We start from the raw sequence: 23,965 nt of genomic DNA, 5'->3' as shown, positions 1-23,965 counted from the left end.
GATCTGGGCAGCGCTCGCCCGGCCACGCGGCAACTCGGCGACCACCGCCAGCGGGCCGGCCACCCGGGCATCGAGCACGTCGGGGATCAGCACCGCTGCCGGGCGATCCCGCTCGAGCAACTCGGCCAGCTGCGGCGGGGTGGTCGTCGCGTCGAGCAGCTTCGGCCGCACCGGCAGTCCGCGCCGACCCGCGAACAGCACGGCGTCGTAGCGGAATCGGGACATCTCGTTGAGGTACGCCCCGCGCTTGAGCCGGATCCTGGACCCGGTCAGCGCCGGGTGCGTGGCGACGAAGTCTTCGAAATACCTGGGCGAGATCACCAATTCGGCGTCCCGGTCGAGCGCGGCCCGCACGGCGGGCGCCAGTTCGGCCGCGCCGGCGGATGGCGCGTTGGTCGCCTCGACGGTCGCGTGGAACGACTCGTTGAGCGTGAGGTCGCGGACGTCGCCGACGAACAGCACGCCCTCGGGGGCGAGCAGGCCGACCACCGAATCCAGCACCCGGGTCAGGTAATCGGCGCTCGGGAAGTACTGCACCACCGAATTGATCAGGATGACGTCGTACGGTCCGGCGACGTCGTCGGGCAGCTGGTCGGCGGCGCACCGGTCGAGCCGGACGTGCTGAAGGTCCGGGTTGCCCTCGACGATCTTCGTGCGCACGTTCTCGATGGCCGAGGCGGAGACATCCGTGGCGTCGTACACCGCGCACTGCGCGGCCAGTCTCGACAGCAACAGGCCGGTGCCACAACCGATTTCGAGGACCCGCCGCGGGGACAGAGTGCGCACCGCGGCGACGGTCGCCTCGACCCATTCCCGCATGTGTTCCTCGGGGATGGCGGCGTTGGTGTAGGAGTCGTTCCAGCCGGAGATGTCGAAATCGGCGTCGCCGTCGCGGGCTTGGCGGTAGGTGCTGTTGAACACGATCTGCCAGTTGGCGACCTGGTCCCGCTCCGCGTCGGCGGCGTTCGCGGCCGCGTCACCCGGCGTGAAATAGGCGACCAGGGACAGGCTTCCGCCGGTGTCCTTGCGGGCCAGCACGACCGCCTGGTCGACGCCGGAGTGCGCGGTGATCGCGGCCTCGATCTCGCCGAGTTCGATGCGGAAGCCGCGCACCTTGACCTGCTGATCGATCCGGCCGAGGTATTCCAGATCGCCGTCGGCCCGACGGCGGGCGAGGTCGCCGGTCCGGTAGACCCGGCGACCGTCGAGCACCGGGCTGTGCACGAAACGTTCGGCGGTGAGGTCGTCGCGGTTCAGGTACCCGCGCCCGACACCGGGGCCGGAGACGAGCATCTCCCCCGCCACGCCGTCGGGCACCGGACGGCCCGCCGGATCGACGATCAGCACGCCGAGATCGGGCAGCGGCACACCGATCAGGCTGCCCGCCGCCGACACCACGTCGGCGCGGGTGAGTTCGCGATAGGTGACGTGCACGGTCGTCTCGGTGATGCCGTACATGTTCACCAGGCGCGCGGCGTCCCCGAAGCGGTCGAACCACGGTGCGAGCGTGGATAAGTCGAGCGCCTCGCCGCCGAAGACGATCCAGCGCACCGCGAGTTCGGCGCCGCTGTCCAGCGCGCGCAGCAACTGGGTGAACGCCGACGGGGTCTGGTTCAGCACCGTGACCTGTTCGCGCGCGAGCAGGTCCGCGAACTCGGCGGTGGAGCGACTGACCGAGCCGGGAACCACGACGAGCCGTCCGCCGTAGAGCAGCGCGCCCCACATCTCCCAGACGGCGAAGTCGAAGGAGTAGGAGTGGAACATCGTCCACACGTCCTGCGCGCCGAAGTCGTACCAGCGGCGGGTCGTGGTGAACAGGCGAACCACGTTGGCGTGCTCGATGACCACGCCCTTCGGGACGCCGGTGGAACCCGAGGTGTAGATCACGTAGCACGGGTCGTGCGGTGCGGCCTTCGCCAGTGGGAGGTCGGGTACCGGCTCGTCCGCCTGCTCGTCGATCAACAGCAGCTCCGGACCCGATTCCGCGGCCGAGACCAGCGAGCTGTGGCTGATCACCAGGCGCGCGCCGGAGTCGGCGATCATGAATTCGATCCGGTCCGCCGGGTACATCGGGTCGAGCGGAACGTAGGCCGCGCCCGCCCGCAGCACCGCGAGGATCGCGACCACCACGTCGGCGGACCGCTCCAGGTGGATGCCGACGAACGACCCCCGGCCGACGCCGCGGGCGCGCAGCCGCTGGGCCAGGTCGTCGGCGGCCGTCGCGAGTTCGGCGTAGGTCAGGGCGCTCTCACCGAAGGTGAGCGCCACCGCGTCCGGGGTCTGGATGGCTTGGGCGGCGAAGAGTTCGTGCAGCGTCAGGGCCGGTTCGGCGGAGGTCTCGCTGGGCAGTGCCACGGCGACCGCGCGTGCGCGCTCGCCGGGCTCGAGGAAGTCGAGTTCCGGCAGGGCGGTGTCCGGGTCGGCGACGACGGCGGTGAGCAGGGCGACGAAGTGCCGCGCGATGGCGGCGACGGTCGGCTCGTCGTACAGGTCGACGTCGTACTCGAACGCGCCGACGAGTTCCGCGCCGACCTGGCGCAGCGTGACCAGCACGTCGAATTTGGTTGTGCCCGAGTGCACCTCGACGTACTCGGCGCTGAGGCCGGGGATGGCGAGTTCGGGCAGTGCGGTGTTCTGCAGCACCACCGCGGTACGGAACAGCGGCGAGTGGCTCAGTTCGCGATCCGGGCGCACGTGCTCGACGACCAGGTCGAACGGCACTTCCTGGTGGTCGAACGCGTCGAAGACGACCCGCTGCTCCCTGGCGAGCAGTTCGCGGAACGTCGGCGCGCCGGACAGGTCCGTGCGCAGCGCGAGCGCGTTCACGAAGAACCCGATGAGCGGCTCGATCTCGGGCCTGGTCCGGCCGGCGATCGGGGTGCCGACGGTGATGTCCTCCGCGCCGGTGTAATAGCGCAGCAGCGCCTTGAATCCCGCCATCAGCGCGATGAACAGCGTCGCGGGGCGGTCGTTCACCCTGACCTCGCCGGCCAGGTGCCGCAGGCCGGAGAGTACCGGGGCCGGTAGGGTGAACAGCACTCGCGCGCCGCGGTTTTCCGGTTCGAGCGCGCGCGGGCGGTCCGGGTGGAAGGTGACCAGCGGCGGCTCGTCGCCGAGCACGCCACGCCAGTAGTCCAGGTCGGCGCCGAACCTGTCCTGCTGCGCGAGATCCTGCAACCAGGTCGCGTAGTCGGGGTATTGCAAGGGCAGCGCCGGCAGTTCGGGCAGGTGCTTACCGGCCGTGAGATCGGCGTAGGCGGACATCAATTCGGTGGCGAACACCCCGAGCGACCAGCCGTCGGAGATGATGTGGTGCATGGCGACGGCGAAGATCGAATCGTCCTCGCTCAACCGCACCAGCAGCACCTCGACCAGCCGTCCGGACAGGTCGAACACGGTCCGGCTGAACCGTTCGACCTGCGCGGTGGCGTCGGCCAGCGGGTGCTGCGGGTCCAGCTGCGACGGCGCCACCACGGTCATGGGCAGCGGCGCCACCGGCCCGACCACCTGCACCGGAACACCGTCGCGCACTTCGATGCTGGTGCGCAGCGACTCGTGCCGGGCGACGACGAACGACAGCGCGCCCTGCAGCGCCGCGAGGTCGAGGTGCCCGCGCAGGCGCAAGGCCAGCGGCATGGTGTAGGTCGCTCGGTCCGGGAACAGCTGCTCCAAGAACCAGATTCGCTGCTGGGCGGCCGAAAGCGGCGCGGCGGCAGTGGGATCGGTGCGGCGCGGGATACCGGCGCGCGGGGTGCCACCGGCGGCCCAGCGGCGCAGCAACGCGCGCCGGGAGGCACCGGTATCGACGAGTTCAGGCATTGTTGCTCCGTTCTTCGGCCGCCCCCGGCTGGTTGAGCAGCAGCTCGACCTCGCTGTCGGACAGTTCGTCCAACCGCCGCAGCAGATGCGCGGCGATGGTGTCGGCCATCCCCGCGGCCGTCGGACCGGCGAACAACTCGCCGAGGGCGAGGTCCAACGGGAAGATGGACCGCAGCTGCGTGGCGACGTGCACGGCGAGCAGTGAATCGCCGCCCAGCTCGAAGAAGTTGGCGTCGGTGCCGATCTCCTCGATGCCGAGCGCCGCGCACCACACCGCGACGACCTGGTTGCGCACCGAGACGACGAAATCGTCCTCGTCGGCGGCGGTTTCGACCGGCTCCGGCGCCGGGGCCGGGGCTTCGGGCGGCACGGCGTCGCCGCGGCGCGGCCGAGGCGGTGCGGCCTCCGGCGCGTCGACCCAATAGCGTTTCAGGGCAAAGGGATACGTCGGCAGGCTGACCGTCGCCGGCGGCTCGCCGCCGTGGATGGCATCGACGTCGACCGCGACACCGGACAACCAGAGCCGTCCGGCCGCCTCCACGAGCGCGTGCTCCGGCGCACCCGCGCCGAGCCCGCCGCCCAGGGTGCCGACGGTCGCCGCGGCGCGATCGGCGGTGCGCAGGAACGAGACCAGCGACTTGCCCGGGCCGACCTCCAGCGCGACGATCCGCTGGTTCCGGCCGACCAGGCCGAGCGCGGCCTCCCGGAACCGCACGGTGCCGGTCATCTGGCGCGACCAGTAGGCGGGATCGACCGCCTGCTCGGCGGTGATCGGCGCGCCGGTGACGTTCGACCAGAACGGAATCCGCGGGGCCTGCCGGGGCACGCCGCGGACCAGTTCGGCGAAGCGGGCCGCGGCCTCGTCCATCAGCGGGGTGTGGAACGCGTGCCCGACCGGCAGCAGCGAGCTGGGCACGCCCTCCTCGGACAGCTCACCGGCCAGGCGGAACAGGGCCGCCGGTGCGCCGGCGACGACGCAGCGGCTGGCCGAGTTGTCCGCGGCGAGCCAGACGTCCTCCGGCAGGCGCTCGGCGACGAGGTCGGCCCCCTTGGAGACGGCGAGCATGCCGCCGGGCGGGGCCGCGGCCATGATCCGTCCGCGTTCGACCATCAGCTCCAGGGCGTCGCCGAGGTCGAAGACGCCGGCGAGAGTGGCACAGACCAGTTCGCCGAGGCTGTGGCCGAGCAGTTCCGCCGGTTCGGCGCCGGCGTCGCGCCACATGCCGGCCAGGGCGTATTCGACGGCGAACAGCGCGGCCTGAGTCTGTTCGGTGCCCTCGGCCTCGCGGACCGCGGCGTCCAGGTCGAAGCCGCCGCGTTCGCGCAGGAGATGGGCGCAGGCGCGGTAGCGGTCGCCGAACGGTCGGACCGTTTCGGCGAGTTCGAGCACCCCGGCGCCGAGCGCGACACCCTGACCGGGGAACAACCAGGCGAGGGCGGGCGCGGGCGTGGCCTCCCCCGCCGCCGGCTTGCGCAGCGCGGCCACGGCCTCCTGCGTGGTGCTCGCCACGACCATGCGGCGGTGCGGGAAGCGTCGGCGACCGTGCGCCAACGTGTGTGCCACAGCGGCGAGTTCCGCGTCGGTGCTGCCCAGGTGCGCGGCGAGCCGGGCGGCCGCTCGATCCGCGTCCTTGGCGGTGCGACCTGAAATCAGCAGCGCGCGGGGGCCCGGCCGGGCCGCCGTGGCGGCCAGGGTCGGCGGCTGTTCGACGATCACGTGGGCGTTGGTCCCGCCGATGCCGAAGGCGCTCACCGCCGCCCGGCGTACCTCGCCGGACCAGGTCCGCAGTTCGGTGTTGACGAAGAACGGCGTTGCGGCGAAGTCGATCTCGGGGTTCGGCCGGGTGTAGTTGATGCTCGCCGGGATGCGCCCCTCGCGCACGGCCAGCACCGCCTTGATGAACCCGGCCACGCCGCCGGCGGAATTGAGATGGCCGACGTTGGATTTCACCGAGCCGAGCGCACAGTACTGCGTCGCCTCGGTGTGCTCGCGGTAGGCCGCGCTCAACGCCGCGACCTCGATCGGGTCGCCGAGTTTGGTTCCGGTGCCGTGCGCTTCGACATAGCCGATCGTCTCGGCGCCGATCCCGGCCGCCGACAACGCTTCCCGGATGACCGCGCGCTGCCCGGCGATGCCTGGCGCGGTGAAGCCGATCTTGTTGCCGCCGTCGTTGTTCACCGCGGAACCGAGGATCACCGCGTGGATGTGGTCCCGGTCGGCGATCGCGTCGGCGAGCCGCTTGAGCACGACGACGCCGACGCCCGAACCGAATACGGTGCCGCCTGCCTCGGCGTCGAATGCCCGGCAGTGCCCGTCCGGGGAGAGGATCGAGCCCTCCTCGTAGATGTACCCGGCCTCCTGCGGCACCTGCACGCTCGCGCCACCGGCCAGCGCGACATCGCACTGGAAGTCGAGCAGGGCCTGCGCGGCCTGGTGCACGGCGACCAGCGAGGTCGAGCACGCGGTCTGCACCGCGACGCTCGGCCCGGTCAGGTTCAGCTTGTAGGAGACCCGGGTGGCCAGGTAGTCGGAGGCGTTGCCGTGCAGGGCATGCAGCTGCGAGCTGGGCGTCTGGAACACGCTCGCGTGCCCGGCCAGGTTCCGCAGTAGGTAGGTGCTGATGCCCGCGCCCGCGAAAACGCCGACCGGCGTCGGGTTCTCGGCCGCGATGTGACCGGCGTCCTCCAATGCCTCCCACGCGCACAGCGTGAACAGGCGGTGCTGCGGGTCGGTGAGTTGCGCCTCGCGCGGCGGCATTTCGAAGAACTCCGCGTCGAACTTGTCCGCATCCGGCAGCAGCGCGCCCGCGTGCACGTACCCGGCGGGCGGGTCGGCGGGCATGGTCTCCGGCGCGAGCGGGCGCACGGATTCGCGCCCCGCGCACAGGTTGCGCCAGTAGTCGGTGACCGTGTCCGCGTCGGGGAAGCGGCAGGCCATGCCGACCACGGCCACGCGGAACTCGGTGTCGTCCTGGGTCATCGCTGGCTCCCAACGCCGTCGGGCAGGGTCTCGGCCGCTTGGCGGTGCGCCCGGCGGCGGGCGGCGGCCGCGCGGCGGTCCTGGCCGCGGTCCGCGTCCGCCTGCGGGGCCGTGCGGCCGGCCAGCGACTTGGCCAGCCCGTCCACGGTCGGTGCGGCGAACAGGTCGGTCATCGCCAAGGTCACGCCGAGGCGGCGTTCGAGCAGCCCGCGCACCCGGGCCAGCGCGAGCGAGTGGCCGCCGAGGTCGAAGAAGTTCTGCCCGAGGCCGACCTCACGATCGAGCACCTCCGCCCACACCTCGGCGACGATCCGCTCGAGCTCGGTGCCCGGCGGGGTGTAGACCGGCGGGGCGGCCGGGGCGATCTTCGGCAGCTTGGCGCGGTCGAGCTTGCCGGTGAGGCCGCGCGGCAGCGCGTCGAGCACCAGGTAGGCCGACGGAATCATGTAGTCCGGCAGCCGAGTTCGCAGGTATGCCGACAGCTCCAGATAGTCGGGTTCCAGCGGGCCGTCCTGGGTCAGGTAGGCGACCAGCCGGGGCACGTCGGCGTCGGCGTCGAGCACGACGGCGGCCTCGGCGACCGTCGGGTGCGACCGCAGGAACGTCTCGGCCTCACCGGGTTCCACGCGGTGACCGCGGATCTTCACCTGGCGGTCCTTACGGCCGACGAAGACCAGGCGGCCGTCGGGCAGCCGCCGGGCGAGGTCGCCGGTGCGGTAGTAGGGCACGCCGTCGCGGCCGGTGCCGAACACCGCGCCGGTGAGTTCCGGCCGGTGCCAGTAGCCGAGCGCGACGTACCGGCTGCGCAGCGCGATCTCGCCGTAAACCTCGGTGGGACGGCCGCTTCCGTCGACCAGGTCGACCTCGACGCCCTCCACCGGATGCCCGATCGGCACCCCGGCCCGGTCCGCGTCCTCCGGAGTGACGATGTGCTGCAAGGCAACCGAGCATTCGGACGGACCGTACAGGCTCACCAGCCGGCAGGACGGGGCGAAGTGCTTGCCGAAGTCCACCACGTCGCCGCGGACCACTTCCTCGCCGCCGAGCGCCACCAGGCGCAGCGCGTGCGGCACCCAGGGGCCGTCGGTGTCGCTGAGCAGATAGCGGAACAGCGTTGGGGTGCAGTGCAGCACGGTGATCCCCGCGCGTTCGATCTCCGCACGCAGCCCCGCGGGATCGAACAGATGCGGGTCGATCACGTACAGCTCGGCCCCGGCCACCGCCGCGCCGAACGAGTTCAGCACGCCGGCGTCGAAGGTGTAGCGGGCGGGTGCGGCCACCACGTCGTCGGGACCGATCCGCAGTCGCCGGGCGTAGGTGACGGCGTGCGCCAGGGCGTTACCGCGGCTCTGCGCCACGCCTTTCGGCCGGCCGGTCGAGCCGGAGGTGTGCAGGATGTAGGCGAAATCGTCGGCGCTGATGTGGGATCTCCCCCAGGTCGACAGGTCGTTGGTCGGCACCGTGCTCAGCGCCGGATCCGGCCGATCGGCGCGGCCGGACACGGTGAACACGTGCGCCCCGCCGGCCACCGAGCGGGCCAGCTCGGCCAGCGCCGGGTCGCACAGCAACGCGGAAACGTCTGCCTCTTCGAGGATTTCGATCAGCCTCGCCTGCGGCGCCCGCGGGTCGAGCGGCACATAGGCCACGCCCGCGCGCAGCGCCGCCCAGACCGCGACGAAGCTTTCCGGTGTGTGGTCGTAGAGCAGCGCGACCCGGCTGCCGTCGAGACCGGCGCCGATGAGTTCCTTGGCGATGACGGCGGTGATCGCGTCGAGTTCGGCGAAGCTGGTCGTGCGCTCGTCCACGCGCAGCGCCGGTGCGCTGCCGCGCAGGTCGATCACGGCGTCGAGCCGATCGATCAGGCGCTCGTCCGGCTCCGGCTCGGGCACCATCGGCGAGCCCGGCAGGGCCCACACCGCCTCGGCGACAGTCTGTTCCGCGGCGTCCAGGCCGACCGCTCCGACGAGCTGTTCCGGGTTCGCGACGATGCTCGCGAGCGCGGTCGCGTAGTGCCGCAGGGTCCGGGCGGCGGTCGGGGCGTCGTAGAGGTCGGCACTGTATTCCAGGACCAGCTTGGTGGGGCCGTCGGTCTCGTCGACGGTGAGATCGAGGTCGAGCTTGGCCGTCGTCCGCGGCGCGTCCACCAGTTCAACGTCGAGGCCGGGCATGCCGAGTGCCGGTGGGGGCGTGTTCAAGTAGTTGAACATCACCTGGGCCAGCGGGGTGCGGCTCATGTCCCTGGTCGGCACCATCGCCTCGATGACCTTCTCGAACGGCAGGTCCTGGTTGGCGTGCGCGGACAGCACCGTCTTGCCGACCCGGGCGACCAGCCCGGTGAAGGTCTCCTCCGGATCGACCTCGGTGCGCAGCGCCAGGGTGTTCAGGAAGCAGCCGACCAGCGGCTCGACCGCCGACCGAGTGCGCCCGGCGATCGGCGAGGCGACGATCAGATCCGATTGGCGGGTATAGCGATTCAGCACGGTATAGAACGCGGCGAGCAGCACCGCGAAGGTGGTGACGCCGCTGCGGGCGGCGAGCGCCCGCACCTCGGCCATCACCTGGGGGTCGAGCCCGAGCCGCTCGACCGCGCCACGGGAGGTGCGCCGCGCGGGACGGGGCCGGTCGCCGGGGATTTCGGTGACCGTCGGGTCGGCCAGCTCGGTGCGCCAGAAGTCCAGCTGCCCGTCGAGCCGGTCCGCGTTGCCGCGCTGCCAGCGCGCGTAGTCCGCGTACTGCACGGCCAACGGCGGCAGCGGCGAATCGACGCCGGCCAGCTGCGCCTGGTAGTGCGCCGAAACCTCCTGGCTCAGCACGGCAATGGACCAGCCGTCGCAGACGATGTGATGCAGCGCGATGGCGAGCAGATACTCCCCCGGACCCGACTTGATCAGGTGGTATCGCCAGACCGGGCCCTCGGCCAGATCGAACGGCGCGCGGTAGACGCTCGCGGCGAGCTCGGCCTCGGCGGCGCCGCGCTGTTCCGGTGCGAGGGCGCTGAAGTCGGTGAACTCCAGCGGCCGTGGCGAATACGGGCGGATCACCTGACGCAGCTGCCCGTCCTCGGTGGTCCGGTAGACGCTGCGCAGCACCTCGTGCCGCCGTTCGACCTGGGCCAGCGCGTTCTCCACCGCGGCAACGTCGAGGTCGCCGCGCAGCCGCAGGCCGCCGGGCATGATGTAGGTCGCGTTGCCCGGATCGAGGGTCTCCAGGAACCAGAGGCGTTCCTGGGCATAGGAGACCGGCAGCAGTTCGCCGTCCGCGCGCGGTACGGCCTGCAGCGGCGGCAGCGAATCCTGTTCGGCGGCGGCGGCTTCGATCAGGCGCGCGGCCGTCACGATGGTCGGGCTCTCGAACAGCTCGCGCAGTGAGACGCTGACGCCGAACTCGTCGAGGATCTGCGAGATCACCCGGGTCGCGGCCAGCGAGGTGCCGCCGAGCAGGAAGAAGTCGTCGTGGCGGCCGATGTCGTTGCGCTCCAACGCCTGCGACCACAGGGCCGCCAGGCGGATCTCCCGCTCGCCGATCGGGGCTTCGAAGACCGGGTCGGCCGCGTCCGCCGAATCCGCTTCGGCCGCTTCATCGTTCACCGCGTACTCGCGCACCGGCAACGCGGCGAGCAACGAATCCACCGGCGCGGCCGGCGCGGCCGCGGCGGCGGCCGCGAGGGTGCAGAAGTCCTGCGCCAGGTCCGCGGCGGCGGTCGCGTCGAGCAGCTTCGAGTTGTAGGTCAGGTGACAGACCAGCTCGGAGCCGGTCTCGGCGACGTGCATGACCAGGTCGTAGAGCGTGGCGCCGGTGTCGATGGTCTGCCACTCGACGGTCAGTCCCCACTCGCTCAGATCGGGGCGCTCGAGCATCTGCTGCACGAACAAGGTCTGGAAGACCGGGCTGAAGGCCGGATCCCACGGCCCGCCGATGGCTTCGACGACCCGCTCGAACGGGACGGTCTCGTCGTCGTAGGCGGCCATCGCGGTGTCGCGGGTGCGGTGTAGCAGGTCGAGGAAGGTCTGACCGTCGGCGAGATCGGATCGGACCGGAACCGTGTTGACGAAGTGCCCGATGGTTTTCGCGAGCTCGGCGTAGGGCCGGGCGGCCATCGGGATGCCGACGCAGAAGTCGCGCTGGCCGGTGCGGTGCGCCAAAGTCAGTTCATAGCAGGCCAACAGGAAGACGAACGGCGGAACGCCGTTGGCCGCCGCCGCGGCACGCACGGCCTCGGCCGCCTCGGCCTTGAACGAATTCTCCACGCGCGCACCGTTGTTGCCTACGCGCCGCGGACGGCGCCCGAGGGACAGATCCAGCGCAGGGGCGCCACGCAGCAGCGCGGCCCGCTGCTCGACCGCGGCCGTCTGAATCGCGGACGTGCCGTGTTCGGCGCTCCACACCGCGTAGTCGGCGTACTGCCGCGGCGGCACGTGCAGGATGATCGCCGCGCCGCGCACCACCGCGCCGTAGGCCGCCCAGAGCTGGTCGATCAGCAGCGCGATCGAGAGTCCGTCCAGCACCAGGTGATGCGCGACGACCGCGAGAATCCACTCCTGCTCCGCGAGCCGGATCAGCGCCCACCGCACCGGCGGCCGCTCCGCGAGATCGAACGGCTCGGACGCGAGGGTGCGCAGGAGCTGATCGGCCGCCGACTCCCGCGCCTTTGCCGGCACCAGCCGGAGATCAGGCGTCTGCCAGTCGGCGTCGGCGACCTCGACGACCTCGGCGCGCAAGCCCTCCGGCGTCTCCTCGAAGACCGTGCGGAAGGCGTGCTGCTGCCGGGTCACCGCGTCGGCGGCCGAGCGCAGCGCCGCCACGTCGAGCGGACCGCTGATCCGGATGCCCAGCGGCACATGGTAGATCGCGGCGTGCCCGGCGAGCTGCTCGTGCAGCCAGATGCCCCGCTGGGCCGGTGTCGCCGGGAACGGACCCGCGCCTTCACGCAGCGGGACGGTAGTGGTGGAGATGCCCGCGGCGCGGCGCTCCCGCAGGCGCGCCAGGGCCAGGCTGCTAGCCGGTGAGTTCATGATCGTTCTCCAAAAGGGCGGCATCGGCTTGCTCGACCATGAGCTCCTCCAGCGCGGCCGCCACCTGCGCGACGGTCGGCTCCTGCAACATGCGCCGGAGGGCGAACTCGATCTCGAAGAGCTCGCGGAGCCTGCGGACGAACTGGGTGGCGGCCAGGGAATGCCCGCCGATGCGGAAGAAGTTCTCGAAGACGCCGACCTGCTCCAGCCCGAGCAACTCGGCCCACATCTCGGCCACGACCTGCTCGTATTCGGTGCGCGGCGCGACATAGTCGGCATCGGCGGTGAACAGATCGGTCGAAGCCCGCGACACCGGGGCCGCCTCGACGCTCGGCACGCCGCCGACGATCCGATACGACTTGCGGTCGAACGGGTACAGCGGCAACCGCGCCATCGGCCGGGTCGTCGCGTCCACACCGGACCAGCGCACGTCGTGCCCGCGCACATGCAACTCGCCCAGCGCCGCCAGCATCACCGAAAGGTCGTCCACGTCGCGAACCAGCGACGGCACCGCGACGCCGGTCCGATCGTGGTGGCGGAGCAGGCTTTTCAGCATTCCGTTCAGCGCCGGGTGCGGGCCGAGCTCGATGAACACGCCGATGTTGGCGTCGATCATCGCGCCGACCGCCTCGGCGAACTGCACCGGGCGCACCACCTGATCGGTCCAGTACAGGCCGTTCAGGTGCGCGCCGTCGATCCGGGCGCCGGTGACGGTGGAGTAGAACGGGACGCTGCCCGCACGCGGCTGGATGCAGGGCATGTCCGCCGCGAATTCCGGCAGGCAGTCGAGCATCAGCGGTGAGTGGAAGGCATAGCGGCCGGGCAGGCGGCGGGTCATGATCTGCTCGCCGTCGAGCCGGGCCAGGTAGCCGTCGACCGCGCCGGTGCTGCCCGAGATCAGCGTCCACGTCGGGCCGTTGGTCCCGGCGAGGTGTACCCGGGGCGGCAGTTCGAGTTCGGCCGCGGGCCGGTTGACCACGGCCATGCAGCCGTTGTCGCGCAGGCGCGCGGTCGCCTTGGCCCTGGCCGCGATGATCTGCGCGGCGGTGCGCAGGTCGATCGCGCCGCAGACGTGCGCGGCGGCGACCTCGCCGACGCTGTGCCCGACCACGGCGGACGGGGTGATCCCCCACGACCGCCACAGCGCCGCCAGCGCGACCTGCAAGGCGAACAGCACCGGCTGCGCGGTGCCGGTGTCGGCGAGGGCTTCCTCGTCGCGGCCGCGGTCGAGGATGGCGAAGGTGGACCAGCCGAGTTCGATGCGCAGCTCGCGATCGACCGCGAGCAAGGCATCACGGAACACCGGCTGATGCCGAATCAGCTTGCGCCCCATGCCGACCCACTGATTGCCCTGCCCGGTGAAGACGAATGCCACCTTGCCGGGACCGCCGCGCGGCACCCGACCGGCGGCGGCGCCCAGCGGCAGCGAACCACCCGAGATCGCGGTGAGCTGCGCGGCCAGGTCCGCGTGATCGCGGGCGGCGACGGCGACCCGGAACGGGTGCTGCGCCCGGCGCGCGGTCGCGGTCTGCGCGAGTTCGGCGATCGGCGCGGCCGTGCCGTCGCGCAGCAGGTCGATCCAGCGGTCGACCAGGTCGAGCGTCGCCTGCTCGCTGCGGCCGGAAATGCTGACCAGATAAGGCTTTTCGACCGCAGGCGCGGCCGGGGTGTGCGCCGCCACGGTCGGCGGGCCGGCGAGCACGGCGTGCGCGTTGGTGCCGCCGAACCCGAAGGAGCTGACGCCCGCCAGCGCGCGGCCCCGGCGCTGCGGCCACACCTGGTTCTCGGCGGGCACCGTGAACGGCAGTTCGTCGAAAGCGATGTGCTTGCTGGGCGATTCGAAGTTCAGATTGGCGGGCACCTGGCCGTGGTGCAGCGCGAGCGCGGTCTTCACCAGCCCGGTGATGCCCGCGGCGGCCTCGAGGTGACCGACCACGGTCTTGGCCGAACCGACCAGGAACTTGTCCTCGCGCCCCTCGGCGAACACGGTGCCGAGCGCGCGCGCCTCGATGGCGTCGCCGAGGATGGTCCCGGTGCCGTGCGCCTCGATGTAGTGCACGTCGCCCGGGTTCACGCCGGCCCGCCGGTAGGCGCGCCGGAGCACGTCGACCTGCGATTGATAACTGGGCGCGGTCAGTCCGTTGGTACGACCGTCCTGGTTTATCGCCGAACCGAGCAGCACCGCGTAGACGCGATCGCCGTCCCGTTCAGCCTGGACCAACGGCTTCAGCACGACCGCGGCGCTGCCCTCGCCCCGCACGTAGCCGTCGGCACGATCGTCGAAGGTCTTGCACCGGCCGTCGGCGGCCATCATGCCCGCGCCGGACAGGGCGTCGGTGACCCGTGGATCCAGGGTCAGATTCACGCCACCGACCACCGCGACATCGCAGTCGCCGTCGTGCAGGCCGCGCAGCGCCAGGTGCAGCGCGACCAGCGACGACGAGCAGGCGGTATCCACGCTGACACTCGGGCCGCGCAGGTCGTAGAGGTACGAAAGCCGGTTTGCCGCAATGCTGCCGGCATTGCCGGTGACGGCCGCGATCGGCATGCCCGCCGCCGCGGATTCGCCCATACCGCGCGAATAGTCACCCGCGGTGATGCCGACGAAGACACCGGTCGAGGTGCCGGCCAGCCGCTGGACCGGCACGCCCGCGTCCTCGAAGGCGTCCGCGACGGTCTCCGCGAGCAGCCGGTGCTGCGGATCCATGGCCGCGGCCTCGGCGTCACCGATGCCGAAGTAGCCGGCGTCGAAGGCATACGGGTCGTCGAGGAACGAGCCGAACCAGGATCGGGGCCGCTCGTCGCCGCGCGCGTGGCCGGTCGGCGGCCAGTCGTGCCGGGCGGCCGGCGCCTGGCCGACCAATTCCCTACCGTGCCAGAGGGTTTCCCACAGCTGATCGGGTCCGCGCACGCCGGGGAACGCGCAGCCGATGCCGATGACGGCGACCGGTTCCTGGGCGGCGCCGGACCGGGCCGGGCCGGGCCCGGCTTCGGGCTCCCGATCCGCGGCGTCCGGCAGTGCCGGTCCGGGGTCGTCCTGCGCCGCGGCCAGCCCCTCGGCCAGCGCGTGCACGGTCGGATATTCCCAGGGGAGATCCGGCGGAAGTGGTTTTCCCATCCAGGTGGAAATCTTGCCGACGAATACCAGCGCCACCGCCGAGGTGAGCCCGAAACTCGAGAACGGCTCGCTCAGGGCGACGTCATCCGTGGCAATGTCCAATAAGTCTCCGAGCGTTTCGGTGAGAAACAAACTGATCTCGTCGGCCGTCCGACGGGCCATTTCTGCAGACATCTAGCACTATCCCTACTACGTAGAAACAGAAGTACGTGGCTCTACTGAATTTTCAGTGTTGTCCGCGACGGCGGGGACATTGTGGTCGATCAGGGTTTTCCCGGGAATTTCGGACAATCCACGCGCGGCCAGGTTCCGCCGCGCCTGGGCCAGCGGGAATGCCAGCACACGCAGATCATGGAAGAGCTTCACCGCGATGGTCGGCCAGATCGCGCCGGTCAATTTGTAGGTCAGCGCGAGGGCGACGCCGCCGAATATCACCTGGGCGGAGACGGCGGGCCGGAATCCGTGCCGCAGGCCATCGATGACGCCACCGGCGACGATGATCAGGATCCAGAACGGCAGGTCCGGCCAGAGCAGCGCGACCGCGTAGATGGTGAAGCCGCGGTAGACGATCTCCTCGGCAGGCGTGCTGAACGAGTTGGCCAGCCACCAGAACCGCTCGATCGAGGTCTCCGGGGTGATGAAGACGACGTACTCGATCTGCTGCGCGATCCAGTCCCTGCCCCGGCGGCCGCCGACGAGCGGAATCAGCACGGGCCCAAGCAGATACGAGACGTAGACGGTGACGATGGCCAGGCTGATGATCTTCTCGGCGAGGGAGAAGCCGCGGAAGATCGAGAAGTCGAAGTGGGTCAGGCCGAGTTCGTGCACCGAGGTGCCGCTGATCGCGAAGGCGACCAGGATGACGGCCAGGGTGGCCCAGGTCCGGAAGACGCCGCCCTGATACAGGCGGACGCGCGCGTCGGACCGCTCGCCGAATTCCTTCGTGAAGACGCGGACCGAGAATATCTCGAAGAATGGCTCGGCGAGCACGAGATAGACAAGCAGAATTATGCAGAAGATTTCCATCGGGAGGCCCCGTTCACTTCCGGTCGGGTCGGTCTTTACATATCGGTGGAGTGGGGTCGTCCGCGCCCTCACGCAAGGACAACTCAATAACACGCAGGTCGAGGAAACATTGGTGACTTTGCCCTACTGCCCGAGCTCTTACATCACCTACCTACGGCGTCGTCCTGAACACATCGGCAGACAGTACAACCGTACTGAGATAACTGTCTACAGCTTCCACCTGGAAGCTCCTGTGAGCTGGGCCACCGGATTTATACGGAGTAAGGGCCTCCGCATGCGTCCCGGGTTATACGTCCGATTCGCGCCATTTTTTCGTCCGATTTCACCTGGTCGGACAAACCTCGGCCAACCATTCACCACATCGCATTCAACTGCCCGAAACATTCGGCGGCGTTCGATGGAACATCGCGTCACGCCAATTTGATTGCTAATTGTTTGCCGGAGATGTGCGGTCGTACAACACCTCATGTACGCCCGTCCAACGCCGAACCCTGGCGGCTCGCACGGGCCGGGGCCCGATCGGTGCCGACTCGCGGCCGCCCGAAGACCCACCCCATACCCCCTCGACCGCCGGGCCCCGAAAATATTCCGAGCGGGAATAGCTGGGCCCGGACTACGTTCGTTGAAGGTGATTAGACGGACAAACGAAAGGGGCCGCGCGCGTGGCAACCGAGACAGTGGCATCGTCGGGCGTCGGCTTTCGATCGGAGCGCGGGGCCATCCTCGGCGCGCTGATGCTGGCGACCGGTTTGGTGGCACTGGATTCCACCATCATCGCCACCGCGGTGCTGACGATCACCGACACGCTCGGCGGGTTCGCCCAGTTCCCCTGGTTGTTCTCCATATATCTGTTGGCCCAAGCGGTGACCGTGCCGATCTACGGCAAGCTCGCCGACACGGTCGGGCGCAAGCCGGTGCTGATGTTCGGCATCGCGGTGTTCGCGCTCGGCTCGCTGCTGTGCGGGCTGGCGACCAGCATGCTCGGGCTGATCATCTTCCGCGCGGTGCAGGGCATCGGCGCCGGCGCGATCCAGCCGATGACCATGACCATCGCCAGTGACCTCTATACCCTCACCGAGCGAGCCAAGGTGCAGGGCTATCTGGCCAGCGTGTGGGCGATGTCCTCGGTCGCGGGCCCGCTGCTCGGCGGAGTCTTCGCCGACTACGTCAGCTGGCGGTGGATCTTCCTGATCAACCTGCCGCTCTCCGCCGTCGCGGCCTGGATGCTGCTGCGCAAGTTCTCCGAGAGCGCGCCGCGGCGCAAGCAGAAGGTCGACTATCTCGGTGCCGCCCTCTTGACCGTTGGCGCCGGTGCGCTGATCCTCGGCCTGCTCGAGGGCGGTCAGGCCTGGGCCTGGAACTCCCCCGCCAGCCTGGGCATCTTCGGCGGCGGCGCGCTGCTGCTTGTGCTGTTCGGCCTGGTCGAGCGGCGGGCGACGAATCCGATTCTGCCGCTGTGGGTATTCACCCGGCGCGTGGTCATCGCGAGCAGCCTGGTCTCGGTGCTCGTCGGCGCGATCCTGGTCGGCCTGACCTCCTACGTTCCGACGTTCACGCAGGGCGTGCTCGGCACCGGCGCGCTCGTCGCCGGACTCACCGTCGGCGCGCTCACCCTCGGCTGGCCGATCGCCGCGTCCCAGGCCGGAAAGGTGTACCTGCGCATCGGCTTCCGCCCGACCGCGCTGATCGGCAGCGGGCTGGCCACCGTTGGCGCCGTGACCACCCTGCTGATCGCCGAGGATTCCACGCTGTGGCAGATCGCGGGCTCGTGTTTCGTGATCGGCATCGGCATGGGCCTGGTCGCGACGCCCACCCTGATCGCCGCGCAGACGAGCGCGGACTGGTCCGAGCGCGGCGTGGTGACCTCGGCCAATATGTTCGCCCGCTCGATCGGCAGCGCGGTCGGGGTCGCGGTCTTCGGCGCGATCGTGAACTCGCGCATCGGCGACACCGATCATCCACTGCCCTCGACGTTGTCCTCGGCGGTGCACCTGGTCTTCGTCACGGTCGCGGTGATGGCCGCCGTGATGGTGCTGGCCTCGGCCTGCATGCCGAGCCGCAAGACCGTGATCGGCTAGGCGAACTCGAAGGTCGCGACCACCGGGGCGTGATCGGACTCGGGGAACTTCCGGTCGGTGGCGAAGTCGGCGGACTCGTCGTGCAGCAGCTCGTTGTGGATCTCCGTGCCCCGATAGTTGGCCAGCAGGTTCCGGGTGACCAGCAGGTGGTCGAGCATCTGTCCCCTGCCGTGATGGAACAGCGAGTAGCGCGACGACTCGGGGACGGTGTTCTCGACCGGTACCAGCACCCGGCCGGCCAGCGCGCCGTTGCCGGTGTCCTCGACGTCGCCGCGGATCGCGACCAGCGGCACCTCGTCGGCGGTGGAGTTGAAATCCCCGGCCACCACGATGCGCGCGGCCGGGTCCCGGTCGAAGATCTGATCGACCAGCCGCCGGACCTCGACGGCCTGGCTCATCCGTTTCATCGCGGACAGGAACGAGCCCTCGGCGGCCGCACCCGCGTCGCGCCAGGTGAAGCGATCGAGCTTCTGTCCCGGGATGTCGGTGGGTAGCTTCGACTTCAGGTGCACGACGATCACGTGCAGCGGCGCGCCGAGCAGGTCCAGCTCGACGTGCAGGATCGGGCGTTCGATGGCGATCGACTGTGGTTGCGCCGCAGGCGGATTCGCGGTGAGCACCTGATAGACCGGGGCCGCGACCAGATCGTTGAGCAGTTGCGCGTGCGCGGTGACCGGCAGCGAGGTGACCACCGCTAGGTTGCGTTCGTCGAACACCTCGCCGTTGGCCTTCTCGGTGGAGACGATGTTCCAGCCGGCCAGGGCGGTGCCCTGCAACAGGTCGGCCAGCGCGATCAGCGACCGCGGCTGACCGGGCCGCTCCTGGCCGTTCACCTCCTGCAGGCACAGGATGTCGGCGCGGAGGCGGTTGATCTGTGGTCGCATCACCGCGATGCGGTCCGCCAGGGTCGGCTCGAACGGGGTGGGGTTCGGCGTCTCATCGAAGTTTTCGAGATTGAACGTCGCTATACGCAGGGTGACCATTGCACACATCCTCATCAGGCCCCGACCCGTTCATACCCGTCAATTGTCGACCCGCGAGGGCGTTCGCAGGCGCGTACTCGACTACCCGAAAATGTCTGTTCATCCCCCGGCTAACGGTCGAGTACGCCGACGGGCATCAGGGTGATCCCCGATGTTCCGGACCCGCGCGCTGCGGCATGCTCGGCCGTGTGACGAATCGCGGGTGGGCATGATGACGGGGGTGGCGGCGGTTGTCGTGATCGCGGGCTGGGGACTGATGGTCTGGCTCATCGCGACCGTCGCCCGGCGGGTGATCGGATCGCCGGTCGGGTGGCCGCGGACGATCGCGCTCTCGGCGGTGTTCCCGGTGACCGGGTCGGCGGCGGCGACCGGATTGGCGCGCAAGCTCGGGCTGGTCGACGCGGCGGATCGGATTCAGGATCCGTGGGGCGCGTTCACCGTGGTGGTGCTGCTGTGGGCGTGGATCTTCGTGCTGCTGCTCGCGGTGCTGTACGTGGCGGAGATCGTGCTGCCGAGCGGGTCGATCCCCGGGCCGATCGCGCTGGTGCGGGCCGGGCGGCGGTCGCGCCAGGAGGCGATTCGCTACTGGCAGTTGCTCGGGGTGCTGATCCGGCACGGGCTCGGCGGGTTCCTGTTGCGCGGGTCGCGGGCGCATCCGGACCGGACCAGCGCGGCGGCGGCGAAGGTGCGGGACGCGTTGAACGACGCGGGCGTCACGTTCGTCAAACTCGGCCAAATGCTTTCCACGCGAAGGGATGTCATTCCGTCGACGCTCGCCGATCAACTGGCGACGTTGCAGACCGATGCGACGCCGTTGCCCTGGACGCAGGTCGAGTTGATCATCGCGGCGCAGCTCGGCCGGCCGGCCGGCGAGGTGTTCGAGTCGATCGAGCGGGAGCCGCTGGCCGCCGCGTCGGTCGGGCAGGCGCACGCGGCGGTGCTGCCGGATGGCCGCCGGGTGGTGGTGAAGGTGCAACGGCCGGGCGCGCGAATTCAGGTCCGGCGGGATCTGCAGATCATGCGGCGGTTCGCCGGGCGGCTGGAGCGAGAAGCGCAGTGGGCGCGGGAGATGGGCGTCGTCGACCTGGTCGAGGGCTTCGCCGCGTCGCTGACCGAGGAGCTCGACTACACGATCGAGCTGGACAATATGCGCAATCTCGCTGCGGCGCTGCGGGATTGCACCGCCGGTGAATGCGCGATCGCGATTCCGGTGGCGTATCCGGAGTATTCGTCGTCCACCATGCTGGTGATGCAGCGGCTCGACGGCACGCCGGTCGGGTCGGCTAGGCGGGTGCTCGATGGACTCGACTCCGAGACACGGGCTTTCGCCGCGTCGACGTTGCTGGCCGAGACGCTGCGGCAGATCCTGGTGGCCGGGGTCTTCCACGCCGATCTGCATCCGGGCAATGTGCTGGTCGACGAGGCGGGCCGGCTGGGGCTGCTCGATTTCGGAGCGGTCGGCCGGCTCGACGAGACCGAGCGGCTGGCGCTGGCGGCGTTCCTGGTCGCGCTCGAGGGTGACGACTCGGTCGGCGCGACCGAGGCGATGCTGCGACTGCTCGGTACGCCGGCGCAGTTCGAGCGGCGGGCGTTCGAACGGCGGATCGGGCAGGTCATCGTGCGGTTCCGGGGTGGGTTCGGGGCCGGGGGCAGCAAGGCGTTGTTCACCGAGATGATCGGGCTGATCACCTCGGCCGGGTTCGCGATTCCCGGCCAGATCGCCGGTGTGTTCCGGACGCTGGCGTCGGTGGAGGGCACCTTGCTGTTGCTGGATCCCGGGTTCGAATTGCTGTTCGCCGCACGGCGAGTGGGTGACGAGGTGCTCACGCCGATGCTGGCGCCGGAGCGGCTCGCGATTCGGGCCAAGGGGCAGGCGCTGGCGATTCTTCCGGTGCTGCAACGACTTCCGGGGCGGATCGACACGATCAGCGCCGATCTGGCGGCGGGGCGGTTCAGCGTCGGGGTGCGGGTGTTCGAGCATCCCGGTGATCGCGCGTTCGTCTCGGGGCTGGTGCAGCGGTTGATCACGGCGTTGTTCGCGGCGGCGTGCGTGGTGGCCGCCGCGGTGCTGCTGGTGGCCGGGGGCGACGCCGAATTGATCCACGGGGTCGCGGTTTCCGCGGTGCTCGCCGCCGCGCTGGGGTTGATCGGGGCGGTGCTCGGGATTCGGACGTTGCTGCGAACCTGAGGGCTACGAGGCGGGGCGACGGTCGGCGATCTCGGCGTGGGCACGGTCGCGGTGTTCGGGCGGCAGTCGGTCGACCGCCGCGCGGACGACCGTCAGGGCCGAGTCCGAGAGGCCGCCGAGGGTGCTGCGGTATTCGTCCCACAGGTCGTGTTCGGCTGCGGCTTCGAGCATTTCGGCGAGCTTCTGCTCGGAGACCAAGCCGACCAGGCGTTCGAGGTGCTCGGCGTCATCGATGAGGAAGGCCGAGTGGAGCAGCGCGGTGCCGTCGAGGGCGGCCTGTGCGGCGCGGACGGACTCGTCGGAGACGACGGCCATCAGGTCGCCCAGGGTGATCCAATCTTCTTGCCGGGCAAGTATTTTGCCGACCGCGACGATGGTTTCCGTCGGCACGCCGGCGATGAGGTAGGCCGCGCGGCGCGGGTCGAGCAGCGGGGCGACCTCGGCGAGGAAGTCGACCGGGAGGCGTTTGGCGACGTCGACCGCGTGCGCCGGTTCGAGGACGCCGGCCATGCGCGCGGCGAGCAGCGCGTTGCGGCTGCGGGCGACCAGCTTGGCGATCACCGGGGCCGGGATCACCTTGGCGGCCGCGGCGACCTTGCGCAGGCCGCCGGATTGGCTGTCGAACAGCAGGTCGGCGACCTGGAAACGGAAGTCTCTGACGTCGGCGGCCGGGACGTCGGCGAGGTAAGCGAGCTGGCCGACCGGTACGCCCAAGGTGCGGGCGAGTTTGATGAGCTGGGCGCTGGTCGCATCGGTCACAGGCCGGCCGCCTTCTTGACCGCGCCGCGCAGGAACCGGGGCACGAAATCCAGCAGCGAGTAGGCGGCGGTTTCGAGGTCCTTCGCCTGTTTGCGCCGGGCCTCCGCGACCACCGTGGCGAGTTGGGCCTGAACGTCCGGCCCCAGCGCGGCGATCCCGGCGGGCAGTTCCCCCGGCACCAGATCGCTCAACGTCTTCGCTGCCATATCCCTGCCTCCACTCGCCGCACCACCGAATCGACCCGCACGGTCCGCCGGTCTTGTCGAGGCCAACGCTACTGTGCGATCGGTTCGACTGCCGTGCGCGGCCACATGATCACAACGAACTGCCCGCCGGATTGGGACGAATCCCCAGCGTGCGAGGGCCGAGCCGCCTACAGCTCCAAGACGAGGTGAGTGAGCACGCCGGGTGCGGTTATGCAGAGGCGGACAGGTCGGGGGTAGCGATCGGCGGCAGGCCCGGTCGCGGGCCGCGGCGCGCTTGTCGAGCGGCGGTCGGTGGCGGAAAGGGCCGTTGTCTCGCAGGTTCCGCAGATGCCGGCGCGGCACATCGAGGGGATGGGGATGCCCTCGTTCTCCAATGCTTCGAGCACGGTCAGGGCGGCAGGTACCAGGATGGTGCGGCCCGAGTCGCGTAGCTCGACCGTCAGCTGTGGGGGTGGGTTCATCGGATCGGGCAGCGGGCAAGGGCGGTGGCGGAGTCGTCGTGGTGGTCGTAAGGGGTGTCGTGGATGCCTACGCGGGCGGCGAGGAGTTTCGCGAGCTTCGTGTTGCGGCGCCAGACCGGGTCGTCGGCGGCGGCGCGGCGGACCATGCGGCCGTGTGCGCCGGGCAGGGCGTCGTCGAGAGCTCGGAGGCGGACCTCGAGTGCGGCGGCCACCCCGGTCAGGGTCGACCACGGTTGCACCGGTACATCGCGTAATGGTGTGCTGCGGAACAACTCTCGGACGAGGGACTCGCTACTGAAGTAGGCGAGCAGGCCGAGTAGCGGTGCGGTCGCGCCGATCTTCAGTCGATCGGTGATGCCGGCGGGGTTCGCCAGGCGGTGGGTTGCGGCGCCGGCCATGTTCGCGGTCCACTCCGGCGCGACGCCGGCGGTGGCGACCATGTAGTCCGACATCTCCATGCCCTCGACGGCGGTGCGCGGGATCAGCTCGTCGGCGACGCCGAAGACGTAGGCGATGTAGGACCAGTAGTGCATCACCGCATCCCGTTGCCGCTCAGTGGATTTGCGGCCATGGGTGTGGTCGAAGCAGATCGGCGAGATGCCGAAGGTGACCGCCGCGCCCATCATCGTGCTATTCGAGATCGGGTTGCCGTGGACGGCGAAATGACCGGGGCCCCAGGCACGGCGGAGGCCGACCCGCACCTGGGCGTGCATGAGCCGCACGCGGACGGTGTCTTTGAAGACCGGGGACCAGCGGTCCATACCGCCACGGACGGTCACGTTGCGGAACCAGGTGGAGGTCTCCAGGTTTCGCCGGTACGGGTCGTTGACGAAGCGGCCGGTGGCGCCCGTCGCGGAAGCGACTTCGGCACCGACGAAGGTGCCCATGAAGTCCTGCACACCCATGGCGAGCTTGCCCGAGGTGGAGACATTGATCCACAATTGGCGGCCGCGTTCCCAGAGGTCGGGGTCGTACCAGTCCGGCGGGTGGTCGAGGGCGGCGAACAAGGTCACGAGTTCCGGCGGCGGATCGTCGAGGGAGTCGATGCCGTGGTCGAGGGCTTGGTCGAGCAGGCGTCTGCCGTCGGCGGTGCCGATGCGCTGGAATGCGGCGACCAGCCGGTCCATCGGCTCGTCGCCCTGCCAGAGATGATCGGCCATCAGGCGCGTGCGGGGCGTTTCGCTGGGCACCGGCCGTACGTCGATCCAGGGTGCGAGGATAGCTTTCCTTGGCTCGTACCATAATTCGGAGGCGACGGCGCGCGGCGGCGGTGGGCGCAGCGGCATGCCGGGGCGGTAGTAGTAATCGTAGGGATGCGGGTCGGCGTCCAGCATC

The 23,965-nt window shown here is 70.2% G+C and carries 12 protein-coding genes; 2 read left to right on the top strand and 10 right to left on the bottom strand.

Translation table 11 applies throughout. The annotated features are described in order from the left end of the window. From ACFQ9K_RS23880 to ACFQ9K_RS23860, 5 genes are all read right to left on the bottom strand, one after another. On the bottom strand, positions 1-3,819 hold a 3,819-nt coding region (locus tag ACFQ9K_RS23880; protein WP_378983614.1), incomplete at its 3' end, for an amino acid adenylation domain-containing protein. Then, positions 3,812-6,799 (bottom strand): type I polyketide synthase, encoded by a 2,988-nt coding sequence (locus tag ACFQ9K_RS23875; RefSeq protein WP_378722586.1) that lies wholly within the window; start codon positions 6,797-6,799, stop codon positions 3,812-3,814. The genes ACFQ9K_RS23875 and ACFQ9K_RS23880, both read right to left, overlap by 8 nt. Further along, on the bottom strand, positions 6,796-11,811 hold the full coding sequence (locus tag ACFQ9K_RS23870; protein WP_378983610.1) for a condensation domain-containing protein: 5,016 nt from the start codon (positions 11,809-11,811) through the stop codon (positions 6,796-6,798). Before ACFQ9K_RS23870 ends, ACFQ9K_RS23875 begins: the two co-directional genes overlap by 4 nt. Continuing rightward, the gene (locus ACFQ9K_RS23865; RefSeq protein WP_378725516.1) at positions 11,795-15,103 is read right to left on the bottom strand and encodes a beta-ketoacyl synthase N-terminal-like domain-containing protein; all 3,309 of its coding nucleotides are present in this window, start codon (positions 15,101-15,103) and stop codon (positions 11,795-11,797) included. The genes ACFQ9K_RS23870 and ACFQ9K_RS23865 overlap by 17 nt, the downstream gene beginning before the upstream one ends. 15 nt (positions 15,104-15,118) lie before the next feature. Next, positions 15,119-15,955, bottom strand: a complete 837-nt coding sequence (locus ACFQ9K_RS23860) for a type II CAAX prenyl endopeptidase Rce1 family protein (RefSeq protein ID WP_378725518.1) — start codon at positions 15,953-15,955, stop codon at positions 15,119-15,121. Positions 15,956-16,617: 662 nt separating this feature from the next. Between ACFQ9K_RS23860 and ACFQ9K_RS23855 the strand changes: the two genes are divergently transcribed. After that, the gene (locus ACFQ9K_RS23855; RefSeq protein ID WP_378725520.1) at positions 16,618-18,033 is read left to right on the top strand and encodes an MDR family MFS transporter; all 1,416 of its coding nucleotides are present in this window, start codon (positions 16,618-16,620) and stop codon (positions 18,031-18,033) included. On the opposite strand, the gene ACFQ9K_RS23850 is transcribed toward ACFQ9K_RS23855, so the two are convergent. Next, positions 18,030-19,016, bottom strand: a complete 987-nt coding sequence (locus ACFQ9K_RS23850) for an endonuclease/exonuclease/phosphatase family protein (RefSeq protein ID WP_378725522.1) — start codon at positions 19,014-19,016, stop codon at positions 18,030-18,032. The two genes, ACFQ9K_RS23855 and ACFQ9K_RS23850, sit on opposite strands and share 4 nt — an antisense overlap. Positions 19,017-19,236: 220 nt before the next feature. Here ACFQ9K_RS23850 and ACFQ9K_RS23845 point away from each other — a divergent pair, with 220 nt between their 5' ends. After that, positions 19,237-21,204, top strand: coding sequence for an ABC1 kinase family protein (locus tag ACFQ9K_RS23845; RefSeq protein WP_378725524.1), 1,968 nt, complete (start codon positions 19,237-19,239; stop codon positions 21,202-21,204). Positions 21,205-21,207: 3 nt separating this feature from the next. Here the strand turns inward: ACFQ9K_RS23845 and ACFQ9K_RS23840 are convergent, their stop codons facing one another. The 4 genes from ACFQ9K_RS23840 to ACFQ9K_RS23825 form a co-directional block, all read right to left on the bottom strand. Continuing rightward, complete coding sequence (locus ACFQ9K_RS23840) at positions 21,208-21,963, bottom strand: hypothetical protein (protein WP_378983607.1); 756 nt, start codon at positions 21,961-21,963, stop codon at positions 21,208-21,210. Continuing rightward, a complete protein-coding gene (locus ACFQ9K_RS23835) occupies positions 21,960-22,169 on the bottom strand; it encodes a hypothetical protein (RefSeq protein ID WP_378726973.1) in 210 nt (69 codons plus the stop codon). The genes ACFQ9K_RS23840 and ACFQ9K_RS23835 overlap by 4 nt, the downstream gene beginning before the upstream one ends. A gap of 167 nt (positions 22,170-22,336) precedes the next feature. Continuing rightward, positions 22,337-22,630, bottom strand: coding sequence for a 2Fe-2S iron-sulfur cluster binding domain-containing protein (locus tag ACFQ9K_RS23830; protein ID WP_378726975.1), 294 nt, complete (start codon positions 22,628-22,630; stop codon positions 22,337-22,339). Continuing rightward, complete coding sequence (locus ACFQ9K_RS23825) at positions 22,627-23,964, bottom strand: oxygenase MpaB family protein (protein WP_378726977.1); 1,338 nt, start codon at positions 23,962-23,964, stop codon at positions 22,627-22,629. Before ACFQ9K_RS23825 ends, ACFQ9K_RS23830 begins: the two co-directional genes overlap by 4 nt. Position 23,965: the final 1 nt, after the last annotated feature.

The sequence above is a fragment of the Nocardia sp. NPDC056564 genome, from assembly GCF_042793755.1.
Taxonomy (GTDB): domain Bacteria; phylum Actinomycetota; class Actinomycetes; order Mycobacteriales; family Mycobacteriaceae; genus Nocardia.
Note: the sequence above shows the minus strand (reverse complement) of the source record. Positions and strands in the feature narration are given on the sequence as shown.